Origin of the sequence: Mixta intestinalis (genome assembly GCF_009914055.1) — a bacterium.
Classification (GTDB): domain Bacteria; phylum Pseudomonadota; class Gammaproteobacteria; order Enterobacterales; family Enterobacteriaceae; genus Mixta; species Mixta intestinalis.
This window is the reverse complement of sequence record NZ_CP028271.1, coordinates 1,484,971-1,500,261: the sequence shown is the minus strand read 5'-3', so window position 1 is coordinate 1,500,261 and position 15,291 is coordinate 1,484,971. Positions and strand designations below refer to the sequence as shown.

Annotated in this window: 14 protein-coding genes and 1 tRNA gene; 5 read left to right on the top strand and 10 right to left on the bottom strand. The window is 53.2% G+C overall.

What is annotated here, in order from left to right; all coding sequences use genetic code 11:
• Nucleotides 1–14: 14 nt before the first annotated feature.
• Complete coding sequence (locus C7M51_RS07010) at nucleotides 15–989, top strand: chemotaxis protein (protein WP_160621127.1); 975 nt, start codon at nucleotides 15–17, stop codon at nucleotides 987–989.
• A 59-nt stretch (nucleotides 990–1,048) separates the two neighbouring features.
• On the opposite strand, the gene C7M51_RS07005 is transcribed toward C7M51_RS07010, so the two are convergent.
• Nucleotides 1,049–2,260: a diguanylate phosphodiesterase gene (locus tag C7M51_RS07005; RefSeq protein WP_160621126.1), complete on the bottom strand. Its 1,212-nt coding sequence runs from the start codon at nucleotides 2,258–2,260 to the stop codon at nucleotides 1,049–1,051.
• 120 nt (nucleotides 2,261–2,380) lie between these two features.
• Between C7M51_RS07005 and C7M51_RS07000 the strand changes: the two genes are divergently transcribed.
• Nucleotides 2,381–2,641 (top strand): DUF2534 family protein, encoded by a 261-nt coding sequence (locus C7M51_RS07000; protein WP_160621125.1) that lies wholly within the window; start codon nucleotides 2,381–2,383, stop codon nucleotides 2,639–2,641.
• A gap of 9 nt (nucleotides 2,642–2,650) precedes the next feature.
• On the opposite strand, the gene C7M51_RS06995 is transcribed toward C7M51_RS07000, so the two are convergent.
• Nucleotides 2,651–3,118 (bottom strand): carboxymuconolactone decarboxylase family protein, encoded by a 468-nt coding sequence (locus C7M51_RS06995; RefSeq protein ID WP_160621124.1) that lies wholly within the window; start codon nucleotides 3,116–3,118, stop codon nucleotides 2,651–2,653.
• A 118-nt stretch (nucleotides 3,119–3,236) separates the two neighbouring features.
• Between C7M51_RS06995 and pdxR the strand changes: the two genes are divergently transcribed.
• Nucleotides 3,237–4,712, top strand: coding sequence for a MocR-like pyridoxine biosynthesis transcription factor PdxR (gene pdxR, locus C7M51_RS06990; RefSeq protein ID WP_244323807.1), 1,476 nt, complete (start codon nucleotides 3,237–3,239; stop codon nucleotides 4,710–4,712).
• Between the two features lie 149 nt (nucleotides 4,713–4,861).
• On the opposite strand, the gene C7M51_RS06985 is transcribed toward pdxR, so the two are convergent.
• Nucleotides 4,862–4,937, bottom strand: a tRNA-Lys gene (locus C7M51_RS06985).
• Nucleotides 4,938–5,833: 896 nt separating this feature from the next.
• On the opposite strand from C7M51_RS06985, the gene C7M51_RS06980 reads away from it, so the two are divergent.
• Nucleotides 5,834–6,733, top strand: coding sequence for a LysR family transcriptional regulator (locus tag C7M51_RS06980; protein WP_160621123.1), 900 nt, complete (start codon nucleotides 5,834–5,836; stop codon nucleotides 6,731–6,733).
• Here the strand turns inward: C7M51_RS06980 and C7M51_RS06975 are convergent.
• The 7 genes from C7M51_RS06975 to sapA form a co-directional block, all read right to left on the bottom strand.
• The gene (locus tag C7M51_RS06975) at nucleotides 6,730–7,866 is read right to left on the bottom strand and encodes a CMD domain-containing protein (RefSeq protein ID WP_160621122.1); all 1,137 of its coding nucleotides are present in this window, start codon (nucleotides 7,864–7,866) and stop codon (nucleotides 6,730–6,732) included. The genes C7M51_RS06980 and C7M51_RS06975 overlap by 4 nt on opposite strands.
• 212 nt (nucleotides 7,867–8,078) lie before the next feature.
• Nucleotides 8,079–8,867, bottom strand: coding sequence for an enoyl-ACP reductase FabI (gene fabI / locus C7M51_RS06970; protein WP_160621121.1), 789 nt, complete (start codon nucleotides 8,865–8,867; stop codon nucleotides 8,079–8,081).
• A 148-nt stretch (nucleotides 8,868–9,015) separates the two neighbouring features.
• The gene (gene sapF, locus C7M51_RS06965; RefSeq protein ID WP_160621120.1) at nucleotides 9,016–9,828 is read right to left on the bottom strand and encodes a putrescine export ABC transporter ATP-binding protein SapF; all 813 of its coding nucleotides are present in this window, start codon (nucleotides 9,826–9,828) and stop codon (nucleotides 9,016–9,018) included.
• Nucleotides 9,828–10,820, bottom strand: coding sequence for a putrescine export ABC transporter ATP-binding protein SapD (gene sapD / locus C7M51_RS06960; RefSeq protein WP_160621119.1), 993 nt, complete (start codon nucleotides 10,818–10,820; stop codon nucleotides 9,828–9,830). Before sapD ends, sapF begins: the two co-directional genes overlap by 1 nt.
• A complete protein-coding gene (gene sapC / locus C7M51_RS06955; RefSeq protein ID WP_160621118.1) occupies nucleotides 10,820–11,710 on the bottom strand; it encodes a putrescine export ABC transporter permease SapC in 891 nt (296 codons plus the stop codon). The genes sapD and sapC overlap by 1 nt, the downstream gene beginning before the upstream one ends.
• Entirely contained in the window at nucleotides 11,697–12,662 is a 966-nt protein-coding gene (sapB, locus tag C7M51_RS06950; RefSeq protein ID WP_160621117.1) for a putrescine export ABC transporter permease SapB, read from the bottom strand. The genes sapC and sapB overlap by 14 nt, the downstream gene beginning before the upstream one ends.
• The gene (gene sapA / locus C7M51_RS06945; protein WP_160621116.1) at nucleotides 12,659–14,287 is read right to left on the bottom strand and encodes an ABC transporter substrate-binding protein SapA; all 1,629 of its coding nucleotides are present in this window, start codon (nucleotides 14,285–14,287) and stop codon (nucleotides 12,659–12,661) included. The genes sapB and sapA overlap by 4 nt, the downstream gene beginning before the upstream one ends.
• A gap of 386 nt (nucleotides 14,288–14,673) precedes the next feature.
• Between sapA and uraH the strand changes: the two genes are divergently transcribed.
• On the top strand, nucleotides 14,674–15,084 hold the full coding sequence (gene uraH, locus C7M51_RS06940) for a hydroxyisourate hydrolase (protein WP_160621115.1): 411 nt from the start codon (nucleotides 14,674–14,676) through the stop codon (nucleotides 15,082–15,084).
• Nucleotides 15,085–15,291: the final 207 nt, after the last annotated feature.

Here is a 15,291-nt window from a genome sequence, read left to right as displayed (position 1 = left end):
ACCCAGAGGTAACAATGGATAACTTCCAGAAAGATATTGATGAGAGAGCGAATCTCGCCTTATCCAATAAATTCGAACTGTTATTATTCCGTCTGGGGTCATCTCCTGATGGCGAAAAGGCTGAGCTGTTTGGTATTAACGTGTTTAAACTGCGCGAAATCGTACCGATGCCAACCATTACCAAAGCGGCAGGCATGCAGTCACCGCTGCTGGGAATGGCCAATATCCGTGAGCAAATTATCCCGGTAATCGATCTGGCTGCCGTGGCGGGCTGCACGCCCTCTACCGGCTTAAATTTGCTGCTGGTAACGGAATATGCGCGTAGTACGCAGGCTTTTGCCGTCGAGTCGGTTGATAATATCGTGCGTCTTGACTGGAACCAGGTACATACTGCTGAATCAGGCATCAGTACCCGCAATATTACCAGCATTGCCTGTCTTGAGAGCGACGGGCAAAGCAATAACCTGGCGATGGTGCTGGACGTTGAGCAGATCCTTTATGACATCATGCCATCGGTACGCGACGCCGCTCCGCAGGAAGTTAAGGGACGTACCTTCAATATTAAACCTGGCGCATCAATCATCGTCGCGGAAGATTCAAAAGTTGCACGGACGATGCTGGAGCAGGGGCTGAAAACCATGGGCCTGCCGGTGATGATGCATAATACCGGTCTGGAAGCCTGGGAAAAAATTAAGCGCATTGCTCATGAGGCGCAGGCGGCCGGGCAACCGATCAGCGAGCGTATCGGCCTGGTATTAACCGATCTGGAAATGCCGGAAATGGATGGTTTTACGCTGACGCGTAATATCAAGCGCGAAGAATACCTCAAAAAAATTCCGGTGGTGATCCACTCATCACTATCCGGCAGCGCCAATGAAGAGCATGTTCGGAAGGTAGGTGCCGATGGCTATGTTGCCAAATTTGAAATTAACGAGCTGGCGGAAGCTATTCAGGGCGCGCTGGAAAAAGCGGCGGTCAGAATGGCGTAACGCGCCGCGTTAATGGCAAACGTATTGTATTGCCCGGCATAAAACGCCGGGCTTTTTATTCAGCTCTTTTCAGGCCAGGCAACGGCGGGGATACCGTTCAGTTTCGGCGCGGCAAACAGCGGTCCCTGGAAATGATAAATTCCGGCGGCTTCCAGCCACATCCATTCTTCGGGCTTTTCGACGCCCTCAGCGGTTACGGCAATTTCCAGCGATGAACAGCACTTGATAATGGCCTGGACGATGGCCTGTTTCGGGCCGCTTTTATGCACGTCGCTGATAATATTCCGATCGATTTTAATCCGATCGGGCTGGAAACGCGTCAGCAGCAGCAGACCGGCAGATCCCGCACCAAAATTATCTATCGTTACGCTAATTCCTGCCGCTTTTAGCTGTTTAATCGAGGTTTCGAACGCGTCGAGGCGTGAAATAACCTCGTTTTCCGTCACTTCGACCACAATTTGTTCAGGAACCAGGCCGTTGGCCTGAATTTCTGCCAGCAGAAAATCAACCGCGTCTGGCACCATAACCAGCGACATCGGCAGCAAGTTGATTGAAAGGGTTAGCCCTTCGATACCCAGCTTATTGGCCAGTGCAAAAGCCTGCTTTTTCGATTTAACATCGACGTCATAGACCTCATCCCTGGAAAACTGAGCAAAGTACTCGCGCAGGGAAGAACCGTCTGCATTACGCATCAGCGCTTCAAGTGAGACAATGCTGCGTGAGAAGGGATCGATAATTGGCTGGAAAGCGTAGTGGTAAGGCGTCGCGTCAGCAGGAATCACCTCGCTCTCCATGCTGACTTCCTCATCAGCGATAAAATCCCAGGCATCCGCAGGCGGCACTTCAAAATAATTCTCTTTTTCCCTCGCTTCGACAAAGGTGCGAATAAACAGCAGCACCCGGTCATCATAGGTCAGCTGATATTTGGTGGTTCCTTTATCAAATACCGCCTGAAGAACCGTATTCGGATCGTATTCACGCAGATCGAACAGCTCCATTCCAGTGTTGCCGAAACGGCGAGCAGGGGCGTAGTCGCGCATTAGCTCGACCAGATTATGATGTCGGCTATCTTTACAGATACGTTGGTAGATGGTGAGCACTGCGTCTTCAGGACCCTCCAGCACCTGAAAAAAATGGGTTCCGTTGAACAGCAAAATACCAGTGACATCATATAATTCATTGAGTCGGTTGGCTTTGCTTACCATTTCTTCCAGGGTTTTTACCGGGACGTCATCGCAGAGATGGCTGCGATAGATGAGTGTTGAGAGCATGGAGTGTTCCAGATTCTTCGCTTTAGTGCCGCATACCTTACCAGAAGCCTTCGTAGGGTTGTCCAGAACTATCTGATCCACTAAGGTAGGCGGTAGAGATCCTTAATCAGAGGCAGTGCTGTGATACGTGAAAAACTGAAACGGCCAGAAGGTAAGAAATTTCTTCTGGCGATATTTGTCGTATTTTGTGTGGCGCTGACGATTCTCATTCGCGCCACCATCGGTGGCGTGGTGGAAGAATATAATATGCCGCTCTCTACCTGGACAACGCAAATGTATTTATTACAGGGCGCAATGGTACTGGTATATACATTGGTATTAACCCTGATTTTCTCTCTTCCGCTGGGATTTTATTTCTTTGGCGAGAAGTCAGACCGCTGACGACAGGCATCAGACAGCACCGCCTGCGTCAATTGCCTCCTGCGGTACGTTACGAAAGCTAATTGCCAGACGGTTGTAAGCGTTGATCAACCCAATCGCCATAGTGAGATCGGCCAGTTCTTTAGCGGTAAAGATGGCAGAGGCGGCTTCAAAGTCCCGATCCGGAACGTGGGTTTCCGCGACTCGCGTTACCGTTTCGGCCCATAATAACGCTGCCTTCTCGCGCTCGGTGAAAACGTTTTCAGCTTCCTGCCACACCTGGACAAGGGACAGCTTCACCGGACTCAGCCCTTTCTTTAACAGATCGCGCGTGTGCATATCCAGACAGAATGCACACCCGTTTATCTGACTCACCCGCAGGTAAACTAACTCGACAAGCGTGTTATCCAGCCCACATTGTGCGATATAGGCGTAGACGCCGCCGAGGGCTTTTACTCCGGCAGGGGAAGTTTTAGTGTAATCAATACGTTGGCTCATTATAGTATATCCATTTTCAGTGAATTTGAGCCAAGCTTAACAGCTGGATATTACGTTAAAAGAACCAAAATTGAATGATTTCTCTGTACCACGCTTGAGTTGGTCACTGATGAAGCGAATGGACAAAACAGACGCACCTGACCTGAAGAGCGGTGTGGTTTATACCGGTATCGGGAGTGGAATGATGAGAAAAAAATTGGCGTTAACCATCGATCGTAAAACAAAGGTGCCAATTTCTGAGCAAATCCGTCGCGGAATCACTGAAGCAATACGGGAAGGCGTATTACTCCCTGGTACGCGGCTGCCGTCCTGGATTGATTTAGCGGTTCAGCTCGGCGTATCACGTGGAACAGTAAAAACAGCGTATGATCGTTTGTTTGACGAACAGCTGGTGGTGACGTCCCGCTCGCGGGGGACCAGCATCGCTGAGCATTTACCTGCCAACATGGTCTGTCCGGTATCTCCTGAACCGCTCCCAGCCTCGGAGATGTACCAGGAGTATTGGTCGCCAGCTGGCGTCTTCCAAATGGGTGTTCCTGCCGATGATGCTTTTCCCGTGCCGCTATTTTCTCGACTTTTTGCTGCCGCAGCCCGCGAGACAATGTCTTCCAGCCATCACTACGGCGATCCGAGGGGAGAAAGTGCGCTGCGCCGTGAAATTGCAGGGTTACTGGTACTCTCACGGGGAATAAAGTGTCATCCCTCGCAAATTTTTATCACGGCGGGTTTTACCGGCGCGCTGGGATTAATATTACATGCGCTCTCTTTAAGTGGTCAGAAAGCCTGGGTTGAAAATCCAGGTTTTCCGCCCGCGAGAAGGGCACTGGAACTTGCCGGTTTAACGATCGTGCCGGTGAGCGTGGATGCTGAAGGTATAAACACAGAGCATGGCATCCGGCTGGCTCCCGAGGCGGCCCTTGCACTGGTGACACCAGGACAGCAGGCACCGCTGGGTATGACATTGTCCCGGACAAGACGCAACCAGTTACTGGCCTGGGCGCACCAAAACAGTAGCTGGATCCTGGAGGATGATTACCTGGGCGAACTTCAGCTTAATCGCCGGGCGGCTCCGGCACTCGCCTCCCAGGATACCAGTGGTCGGGTAATACATATTGGTTCTTTCAGTAAGACTATCAGCCCGAAGCTCAGGCTGGGATTTGTCGTTGTGCCGCACTCGCTAATTGATGTCGTGGCTGATGTCGCCGCCTGCCTTTCTCCGGCTCCGGATCCGGCCCTGCAAATGGCAACGCGTGCTTTTTTAAATGAAGGGCACTTTCTGCGCCATCTGCGAAAAATGAAAAAAATCTATGGTATCCGCAGTATCGAGCTGGCAAAGATACTGCAACAGGCAGGCTATCGTCCTGAAATCAATGGGTTATCCGTGTTGTTGCCTCTTGCTGAAAATGTATCAGACCGGGCTATCGCTCGCCACGCATACCATTATAATCTGGCTCCTTCGCCGTTATCCGGATGGTATTTACCCGGTATCCCTGCGCGTTCAGGATTGCTGCTGGGTATTTCAGGTAAACATGACGCAACACTGGAACAGGCTTGTGAGCAGCTTGATAGCCTGATACGAAAGTTCTCCACCTGATGTAATCCGCCATAACGCGCAGTTTTTACCGCGTGGGATTAGCTGCTAAAGCGTATAAATATTGTTCAGGAAAGCAGAGCGAAATGTTGTGCGATGTTTGTCGAACAGGGCAGAAAGAGAAGATTGAACGTTAATATTTGCTCTGGAGTTGGTGGGTCGTGCAGGGTTCGAACCTGCGACCAATTGATTAAGAGTCAACTGCTCTACCAGCTGAGCTAACGACCCGGAGCGGTGCTAATAATAGTCCTGTTGAGCATGAGATGTTTGAGATATATCAAATAATCAATAAAAAATCGATTCGACAGCCACAATAATGGTGCTACTTACTATTGTTATCTGATGTCACATAGAAAGTAGTGATATGTGGTTATATTTTGCTCGCTTTAAGTCGATGTTAGCGTGAGGCGACGAGTGATTTTTACAGCAGCGTATCATTTTAAGCATTCATCTACCGTTCTGTTATCTTACTGTCATTAGTTAACCTGAATAATCAGTACCATTCTGAACCTGAAAGCACATCGTTACGAAGCGGTTTTACCCGCTTTTTCGCGACAGTTGCGCCCGTTGAACCCTGGCTAAACAATAATCTTTACTTCCGGTTAGCGCCTCTATCTTTTTTCGGTATAAAGCTACTTTAAGTTAACGGCGGATTTATAAAATCATATTCAATGGTTACTTCTGAATAGTACGGATGGCTTATATTTTGCTGGTGGAGAACGTAATAACGGAATTATTAATATATAAGCGTATGTCAAATCAGTCCTTTGCTCACTTTTATACGCTGAAGTTAAAGGAGTACAGCTAATATTTTACTTCAGATGCCTTATTTTTCTCTGATTCGTCAGGGCGATTATTAAATAAATTGCAGGGCGATATTATGTCAAAAAACTCTCTTATTTAAATTTTTCTGCTGATATCTTAGCTTTCTGCCATCAACGGGAAGTGGCACCCGCATATAGTTAATATGCTAAGATAATTCTGCTATAAACATATGACAGCCCCTTTTACTCAAGCGATAACAATCAGGCTGGCATGGTAGATTTTTCGCCAGCATGCCTGCCAGTACATCATCTTCATGTGCCAGGATTTTATCTATCTTAACTGGTTGAATTATAATAACTATGGATATAAAACAGCTTATTTACCTGTGTAATCTGGAGCGAGAACGTCATTTCGGGCGTGCGGCAGAAGCCAGCTTCGTTAGCCAGCCGACGCTGTCCATGCGCCTGAAAAACCTGGAGCGTGAACTGGGCCTGTCTTTGATTAACCGCAGCAATAACTTTGATGGCTTTACCGCTGAAGGAGAAAGGGTGCTGGCCTGGGCACGTGAAATTGTTTCCGTCTACCAGGGCCTGAAGCTGGAGGTCGAGTCGCTAAAGCATGGCGTAAACGGCACGCTGCGTATCGGTGTGGTGCCGCAATGCAGCGTATCGCTGCCGCTACTGCTGAAAATGGTCAGCAATCGTTATCCGCAGCTCGATTACCGTGTGGCCGTGCTTAGCGCCGATCAGCTGCTGGAAGCGTTAACCAGCCATACGGTGGATGTCGGCATCGGCTTTTTCGAACTGGCTACGCTGCGTGAACTGCATTTTCAGGCAGAATCCTTAACAGATAATGGCGTTGAGCTGGTCTATCACCCCGATCATTTCCCTCAGCTGGATGAGCTCGAGCAGCTGCGTATGGGGGATATCGCCACGCTACCGCTCTGTCTGGCGGAGCCTACCCGCTATTTTCGACGTTACCTGGACGCCAGCTTTCGCGAAGCGGGAGTAACGCAGCGGGTGATTCTGGAAAGCACCTCGATTTTTCAGCTGCTACAGGGCGTGCAGGTAGGTTTAGGCTGCCTGATCGCACCGGCAGGACATCTGTTACCTGAAATGAACCCTGACTTGCATCATCGCCCGCTGGCAATTGCACCGATGGCGCGTCATGCGGCGGTCGTCATCGCCGAGCCGGGGAGGGCCACACCGCTGTCGCAACACTTTTTTGACGAGGTGCGGCGTATCCTCAGTGAGGCCTAATCGCCAAGCAGCGTCTGCATCAGGCGATTATTCCAGCCAGCCAGCGCGACAGATTGTATTAAGGAAAAAATCTCGGCCTGCGTCAGGCCCAGATCCAGCAACGGCTGGATCTGGGCTGCGCTGAGGCGGTCCGGCGTACGCGTCAGCTGTGCGGCAAAGGTAATAATCGCCTGCAGGCGCGGCTGGCGATGGCTGGCGCTCAGCGCGGCATCAATACTTTGACGCAGCGCCGATTGCCACGGCCCATCGTAGCGATCCAGACAGGGCTGGCTGCCGTTAATACGCGCTGCGACCGCCTGTGCCAGCTTCTCTTCGGTGGAAGCGGCTGGCAGCGTAGTTTGCAGGGTGTTACGCGCTTCCAGCGCTGCCGTATCCCAGGCAAGCAGCCAGACGATCTCCGCCAAATCGACGTTTCCTCCTGCTTTGTCTATTACCATAAGCTGACGATCGCTGGCATAACGACGCTCCAGCAAAGGCAGGCGAGCAGGCAATTTTGGCTGCGCCGAAAAACGCTGCGCTTCTGCATCGGTCATATTATTCAACCCCGGTAGCCAGCGAACCGGTAGACGCAGCAGTGCCTGGATGCCCGATACGACGCGTGCCTGATAGCTGACAAAACCAATTATCTGACCGAGGCTGATAATATCTGGCGTGGTTAAACCGACATCGTCAAGCCGCCGCAGCGCCGCAGCATCAATTACCGCCGGCGAGCTGGCGAGCTGGCGCGCAAATTGCGTCATCTGGGTGAGCCGGTTATTACTTTCGCGTGAAGAGTCAGGGCCGGGCAGGGGATTAAGTCGTGCGGCGTAGTGATTACACAGACGTTGCACGCCCGTTACCTGTGCCACGGTCAGGGCGCTGGATAAACGGTCATACAGGGTGAGCGTCTGGGTCAGCGTGGTAGTGACAGCGTGCGGCAACAGCAGCAGACTGAGCCGCTGACCTGCCTGTAGCGTTGGCGCAAAGCGCTTAAACAGCGGTGTCAGTTCATCGCCGTTTTGTTGCAGACCCAGTAAAAATCGGTCCTCAACGTCAGCCGCTTCGGGGTAAAGCGGAGGCGCCTGCCCGGCGCGATAGCTGGCCTGGGTTTCATGATACCAGTGGCTGTTGCCAGCGTAACGGCGTGGTTCCATGATCCTTCCTTTCACAAGTGAGCAAACCCAACAACGTAAGCGCAGAAGAAAACGCCATAAATTCGGGTCAAAGTGGCAGGCTATCGTGCAACAAGCGAAAGGCAGCATCAAAGAATGTTCAGCGATAACAAATAGCAGAAAGCTATAACGTCAGCAGAAAAGCGCAGGCGGGAAGAAAAATGGGCGCGGTAGATACCGCACCCGGCAAAATCTTATTTCAGTTCCAGTTCGTTCATGGCAGCGATGCTGAAGCCGCCGTCAACGTGAACCACTTCACCGGTGATACCACCAGCCAGATCGGAACAGAGGAATGCGGCGGAGTTACCCACATCTTCAATGGTCACGGTACGGCGAATCGGCGTTACCGCTTCGCAATGCGCCAGCATTTTACGGAAGTCTTTGATGCCGGAAGCAGCCAGCGTACGGATCGGACCGGCAGATACGGCGTTAACTCGCACGCCTTCCGGGCCCATGGCGTTCGCCATGTAACGTACGTTTGCTTCCAGAGACGCTTTCGCCAGACCCATCACGTTATAGTTCGGGATAGCGCGTTCTGCGCCCAGGTAAGAGAGCGTCAGCAGCGCTGAATTCGGGTTCAGCATAGCGCGGCACTCTTTTGCCATCGCCACAAAGCTGTAGGCGCTGATGTCATGTGCGATTTTAAATCCTTCGCGGGTAACGGCATTAACGTAGTCACCATCCAGCTGATCGCCGGGGGCGAAGCCGATGGAGTGAACGAAACCGTCAAACTTAGGCCAGGTTTTTGCCAGTTCAGTAAACAGCGCTTTGATGCTCTCATCTTCAGCAACGTCACAGGGCAGCACGATATCGGAACCCAGGTCTTTCGCGAACTCTTCTACGCGGCCTTTCAGTTTATCGTTCTGATAGGTGAAAGCCAGCTCTGCGCCCTGTTTGTGCATCGCCTGTGCAATACCCCAGGCGATGGAGAGTTTACTGGCAACGCCAGTAATCAGAATGCGCTTACCGGAAAGAAAACCCATAGCTGTAATCCTTTTGGTCATTGTTGTTGGCGGCCGCAAAGCTCAAAAAATGCGCGACCGCGTTAATCGACCCGGCGATTCTAGCACGAGTCTGCGGATAGCGTTAATCCGACCTGTCGGTTGAAGAAAAGCATCCTGTTCGGCGTACTTAAGCCGGCGGATCGCGACGCCAGGCATCCGCTGTTAGCGCCTCACCGAAGTGGCTGGCGATCATGCGACGGGTCAGGTTATGCAGCGGTGCCGCCAGTACGTCCGCCGTTCCGCCGCGTTCCACCACTTCGCCGTGGCTCATCACCAGCACCTGATCGCTGATATGTTTCATCATGCCGAGATGCTGGGTAACGAATATATAGGAGAGGCCATGCTTATCCTGAAGCTCCAGCAGCAGATTTACCAGCTGCGAGCGCATCGACATATCGAGCGAGGCCATCGCTTCATCGGCGATAATCACTTTCGGCTGCAAAATCAGCGCCCGCGCCAGGCCGACGCGCTGCTTCTGGCCCGGAGCCAGCATATGCGGATAGTAAGCGGCGTGGTCGGGCAGCAGGCCCACCTGACGCAGCGTGGCATTAATGCGTTTTTCACGTGCGGCGGCATCCAGCTCGCTGTTCAGGCGCAGGGGGAAATCAAGAATATGTCCGATACGCTGGCGAGGATTCAGCGCGGTGGAGGGATCCTGAAATATCATGCGGATTAACTTGCTGCGAAAGCCATAATCGCCATAGTGAAGCGGGCGATCGTTAATCACGATTTCCCCAGCGCTGGGTTCAACCATGCCGCTGAGCATCTTTGCCAGCGTCGATTTACCGGAACCGTTTTCACCGATAATCGCCAGCGTCTGACGTTCACGCAGGGTAAAGCTGACCGATTTGACCGCCTCAACGTGCTGACGGCGGAACAGGCCGGTACGGTAGCGCCAGGTTTTGCTGAGGTTGCGCACTTCCAGCAGGGTTTCGACCATCAGGCGTTCTCCATATTTAACGGAAAGTGGCAGGCGTAAAGGTGGTTTTTCGAGCCGGCCAGACGCGGTGTCTCAATACATTTTTTCTGCGCGTAGGGGCAGCGTGGGCCAAGACGGCAGCCGATCGGCAGATGCTCCAGCGAAGGAATCGCCCCCGGTAGCGTATTCAGGCGGCTTTTATGCGGCAACGCGCTGCCGAAGTCGGGCATCGCGCGGATCAGCGCCTGAGTATAGGGGTGATGCGGCGTGGCGATCAGATCGCTGCTGGCGGCCGTTTCCACTGTTTGCCCACAGTAGAGCACGTTGATGCGGTTGGCCCACTGGCTCATGGTGCGCAGATCGTGGCTAATCAACAGAATAGTGGTGTTGTTGTTCTGGTTGAGGCGGCTTAACAGGCGGAAAATCTGTGCCTGGGTGGTTGGCTCCATGGCGTTAGTTGGCTCATCGGCAATCAGCAGGCGCGGCTGGTTCGCCAGCGCAATGGCGATCATCACCTTCTGACATTCCCCTTCGGTCAGCTCATAGGGATAGCTGCGCATGATATCTTTATGATCTTTAATGCCCACGCGATGCAGCAGTTCCACTGCGCGCGCGTGACGCCAGCGAAAGCGTTGATACCAGCGTCCCTTCCAGGTCCAGCCGGGTATCGCCTGAATCAGCTGACGCCCGATGCTTTCGGAGGGATCGAGGCAGGATTGCGGCTCCTGAAAAATCATCGATACGTTATGACCGACGATACGGCGGCGCTCACGCGGCGACAGGCGCAGCAGATCGATATCATCGAAGCGCATCCGATCGGCGCTGACGCGCCAGTTATCTTTGGTCACGCCGCAGATCGCTTTAGCAATCAAGCTTTTACCAGAGCCAGACTCCCCCACCAAACCGCGAATTTCACCTTCATTCAGCGTCAGGTTAACGCGATCGACCGCCTTAACCGGGCCGTCGGCGGTCATAAACTCAATGGTAAGGTTACGAATATCGAGTAACGGCATTATTCCACTCCTGCCACAATGGCGCGGCGAATCCCGTCGCCCAACAGGTTGATAATTAATACGCTCAGCATAATTGCCGCGCCGGGTAGCATCACTGTCCAGGGCGCCACGTAGATCAGTTCGAGCGCGTCGCCCAGCATCGCGCCCCATTCCGGCGAGGGCAGCTGTGCACCGAGATCGAGAAAGCCCAGCGCGGCGATATCGAGAATCGCCATTGACAGCGCACGGGTAAATTCGCTGACCAGCAGTGGCAGAATATTCGGCAGAATTGCGTAGCGCAGAATGCCCGCGTTGCTGGCACCGTCCAGCCGTGCCGCAACGATATAATCTTTTTCCAGCTCATCGTGTACGGCGGTATAAATGGCGCGTACCAGCCGCGGCAACAGCGCCAGCCAGACCGCCAGCAGCGCATGTTCCAGCCGTGGACCGATAAAAGCCACCACCACGATCGCCAGCAGCAGCGAAGGGATCGACAGCAGCGTATCGAGAATATGATTCATCACCGCCGAACGCAGGCCGTGCGTAATACCTGCCAGCACGCCGAGCACCACTGCGCACAGCCCCGCCGCCAGCGTCACCAGCAGAGCGGAACCGACGGTCGGCGCCGTGCCGCTCAGCAGACGGCTCAGCACATCGCGCCCCAGATCGTCGGTTCCGAGGAAAAAAGAGACGTCGCCATAGCGCGACCAGGAGGGCGGTAGCAGCTGATAGCCGAGGAACTGCTGATCCAGGCCATAAGGAGCCAGCCAGCCGCCGAACAGGCAAAGCAGCAGCAGGGCGATAAAACCGTAGAAGCCGACCATTGCGCTGGTATCGTGATAAAACAGACGCCAGGTATAGCGAAAGGGACTGGGTAGCCGCTTCTCGGCGTAGATATTATCGGAGGGCATACCATTCCTTATGTTTCAGCGGGGACATTATCGCGCCCAGAATATCGGATATTATATTGACGACGATCACCAGGCTGCCGACCACCATCACGCCAGCGGAGATCGCCGCGTAATCCTGCTGGCGGATGGCGTTAATCAGCCAGCGGCCCAGACCTGGCCAACTGAACACCACTTCAGTGATCATCGCCAGCGTCAGCATGGTGGAAAATTGCAGGCCAAGACGTGGAATTACCGGCGGCAGCGCATTATGCAGAACGTGACGACGAATGACCGTAAAACGCGACAGACCGCGCGTAGCGGCAGCTTTAACATAGTTTTTATCGATCACATCGCTGGTGCTGTTGCGCAGCAGGCGGATAATCTCGGTAGTGGGGCCGACCGCCAGCACGGTGACCGGCAGGATCATATGCATTATCACGCTGACAATCATCTCATTGCGCCACGGGGAGTCGCTGAGCAGCGCGTCAACCAGCGCAAAACCGGTTACCGACTTAAGCTGATAAAGCAGATCGATACGACCGCTGACCGGCAACCAGCCGAGGTTGAGCGAGAAAAACAGCGTCAGCAGCAGCGCCAGCCAGAAGACCGGCATGGAAAAACCGAGCAGAGAGAAGGCACCAATGGCGCGATCCTGCCACTTATTGCGCGTCACGCCCGCAATAATACCTAGCGGAATGCCTAACAGCAGCGCCAGCGCGAACGCCAGAATACAGAGTTCCAGCGTGGCCGGAAATACATCACGCAGTTGCAGGTTGATCGACTGGCCGTTAATGCTGGAAACGCCAAAATCAAGATGCAGCACGCCATCAAACCAGAACCACCAGGCATCCAGCAGGGAGGCACCCTGCAACGGCGCATGCGGAGTAAAATAGCTCAGGCTGAAGGCCACCAGCGTCAGCATAATCAGCGTAACCAGCAGCAGAACCAGGCGACGCAGCGTATAGATAATCACGGTTTTGACTCCTCGCCGTTATCGCGATGCACCCCGGCAAAAGATGCATTGCCAAACGGGCTTAACACCAGACCCTGGATATCGTGCCGGTAGGCCTGCAGGCGCAGTGAAGAGGCCAGCGGCAACACAGGAAGTTCACGAGCCAGGATCTGCTGGGCCCGATCGTAACGCTCGATGCGTGCTGCCAGCTGTTGTGACAGCAGCGCCTGTTGCAGCTCAGTATCAAATTCAGTATTGCACCAGTGCGCGTAGTTAGTCTGAGAATTAATCGCAGCGCAGCTGAGCAGCGGGCGGAAAAAACTGTCCGGATCGTTACTGTCGGTGGCCCAGCCGGTCAGCGTCAGATCGTGATTCATCTCCATTAAACGCGCTTCCTGAAAGCGGCCTTCCACCGACACAATGGTTACGCGTACGCCCACCTGCGCCAGATCGGCCTGAATCAGTTCGGCGGTTTTAAGCGGGCTGGGATTCCAGGACTGTGAGGCGGAGGGCACCCACAGGGTCAGTTCCATTTTTTCCAGCCCCAGTTTTTTCAGCTGCTCCCGCGCTTTATCCGGATTGTATTCGGTAATACGCGCGGCGTTGTCATAGGCCCAGGAGGCGCGTGGCAGCACCGACGCTGCGGTTTCCGCCGTGCCGTAATAAATTGATTCCATCAGACGTTCGTTATTGATCGCCAGCGCCAGCGCCTGACGTACCTCAACGCGATCGAGCGGCGCTTTGCGGGTATTAAACGCCAGGTAAGCGATGTTCATACCGGGACGCAGCGTCAGTCGCAGGCGCGGGTCATCGCGCAAAATAGTCAGCTGACTGGCTGCCGGATAGGCCAGCACATCGCACTCGCCGGTCAACAGTTTCGATAATCTGCCGGTGCCGCCTGCGCCCATATCGATGACTACCTGCGGCATGCGCGGCAAACCTTTCCAGTAGTCGGGATTACGCGCCAGGCGAACATACTGGCCAGCGCGATATTCGTTCAGCATAAACGGGCCGGTGCCGACCGGCTGCCGATCCAGTACTTCCTGACGATCGCGTGCCGCCAGCTGCTGTGCATATTCTGCTGACAGTACCGGTGCGTAGTGCGTCGCCAGATGCCACAAAAAGGAGGCGTCCGGGCTTTTCAGGCGGATCTCAACGGTGTCGTTATTAATCTTTTTAACGCTCTTTACCGCATCGGCATATTGCAGGCTGTCAAAGTAGGGGTAGCTGCCGCCATTAATATCGTGCCAGGGATGATGGCGATCAAAAATACGGGCGAAGCTGAAAACCACATCATCAGCATTCATGGTGCGGCTGGGCGTAAACCAGGCGGTTTTCTGGAAGGGAACGCGATGGCGCAGGTGAAAGCGGTAAGTCGCGCCGTTATCCAGCGTTTCCCAGCGTTCCGCCAGTTCAGGAATCAGCCGATAGGTATAGGGATCGACATCCAGCAGGCGGTCATAAAGCTGCGCGGAGAGCGTATCAACCACCAGGCCGCTGCTGGCAAGCTGCGGATTGAAGGTATTCATGACGCCGCTGACACAGTAGACGAAGCCGCCGTTACGAATATCTTCTGGCGGTGCAGCGTGGGCCGCCGTACCGAGCAGCAGACAGCCGGACAACAGCCTGGATAAAATTTTTAGCATAGAAGGTTAACGTTTAAGGGTAGACAGGCAGAGTGTATCGCACTCTGCAAGTTGTCCCAAAGTTTGCCGGGGTGGCCGCTGTTTTTTCCACCGTTCTGCGTTGTCAGCAGGAAAACAGCCACGGTGATAGTATGGGAATGAGAAATATTCTCATTAAATGACTTTACAAACGATACTGAGAATGATTACTATTACTGCGCGCTTCAAAGGTGGCTCTACCGGAGAAGGCACGACATTGCTCACATTGCTTCCAGTATTTACTTGCCCGCCGATGCGGGCTTTTTTTTTGTCTGACGTTCTGGGAAATTTCAGATCTGATCCGCTTTTCCTGATCTTCTGCCGATCAGCGTTTAGTCTCTAAGGACGTAAACAAAAAGGAGAAGACAATGAAAATTCAAACCGTACTGTTGCTGGCTGGAATGGGCGTAATGGGTCATGCTGCCGCAGAGGCACCGCGTAACCCGATTAGCGTACACGTATTAAATACCCAGACTGGTAAACCGTCACAGGGCGTCAAGGTAGACCTGGAGCAGCAGCAGGGCGATAAGTGGGTACGTCTGGCCAGTAAAACGACCGATGCCGACGGGCGTATTGCCGCTTTCTACCCCGATGGCAAAAATTTTAGTGCCGGGCAGTACCGCGTGACCTTCCATACCGGCGACTATTTCCACAGCCAGCAAAAAGAAACCTTCTTCCCGGATGTACCGGTGAACTTCCAGGTTAGCAACACGCAGGAGCACTACCATATCCCGCTGTTGCTGAGCCAGTACGGTTTTTCAACCTATCGCGGCAGCTGATTATTTTACTTGCCTTTGCATGAACGGTTTTATAAAAACAGTGGGTATGGCGATCGGTGGGTAGATCGCCATTCTTTTTTATAAACAATTCCATTTTCTTCATTAGTTTTGTCACGCGGGTATTGTGAACTAAATTAATGGTATTAAGTTTCCATACAGAACTTGATTCATCTGATTTGTAAAATCATTATTAACTTATATCTGCTT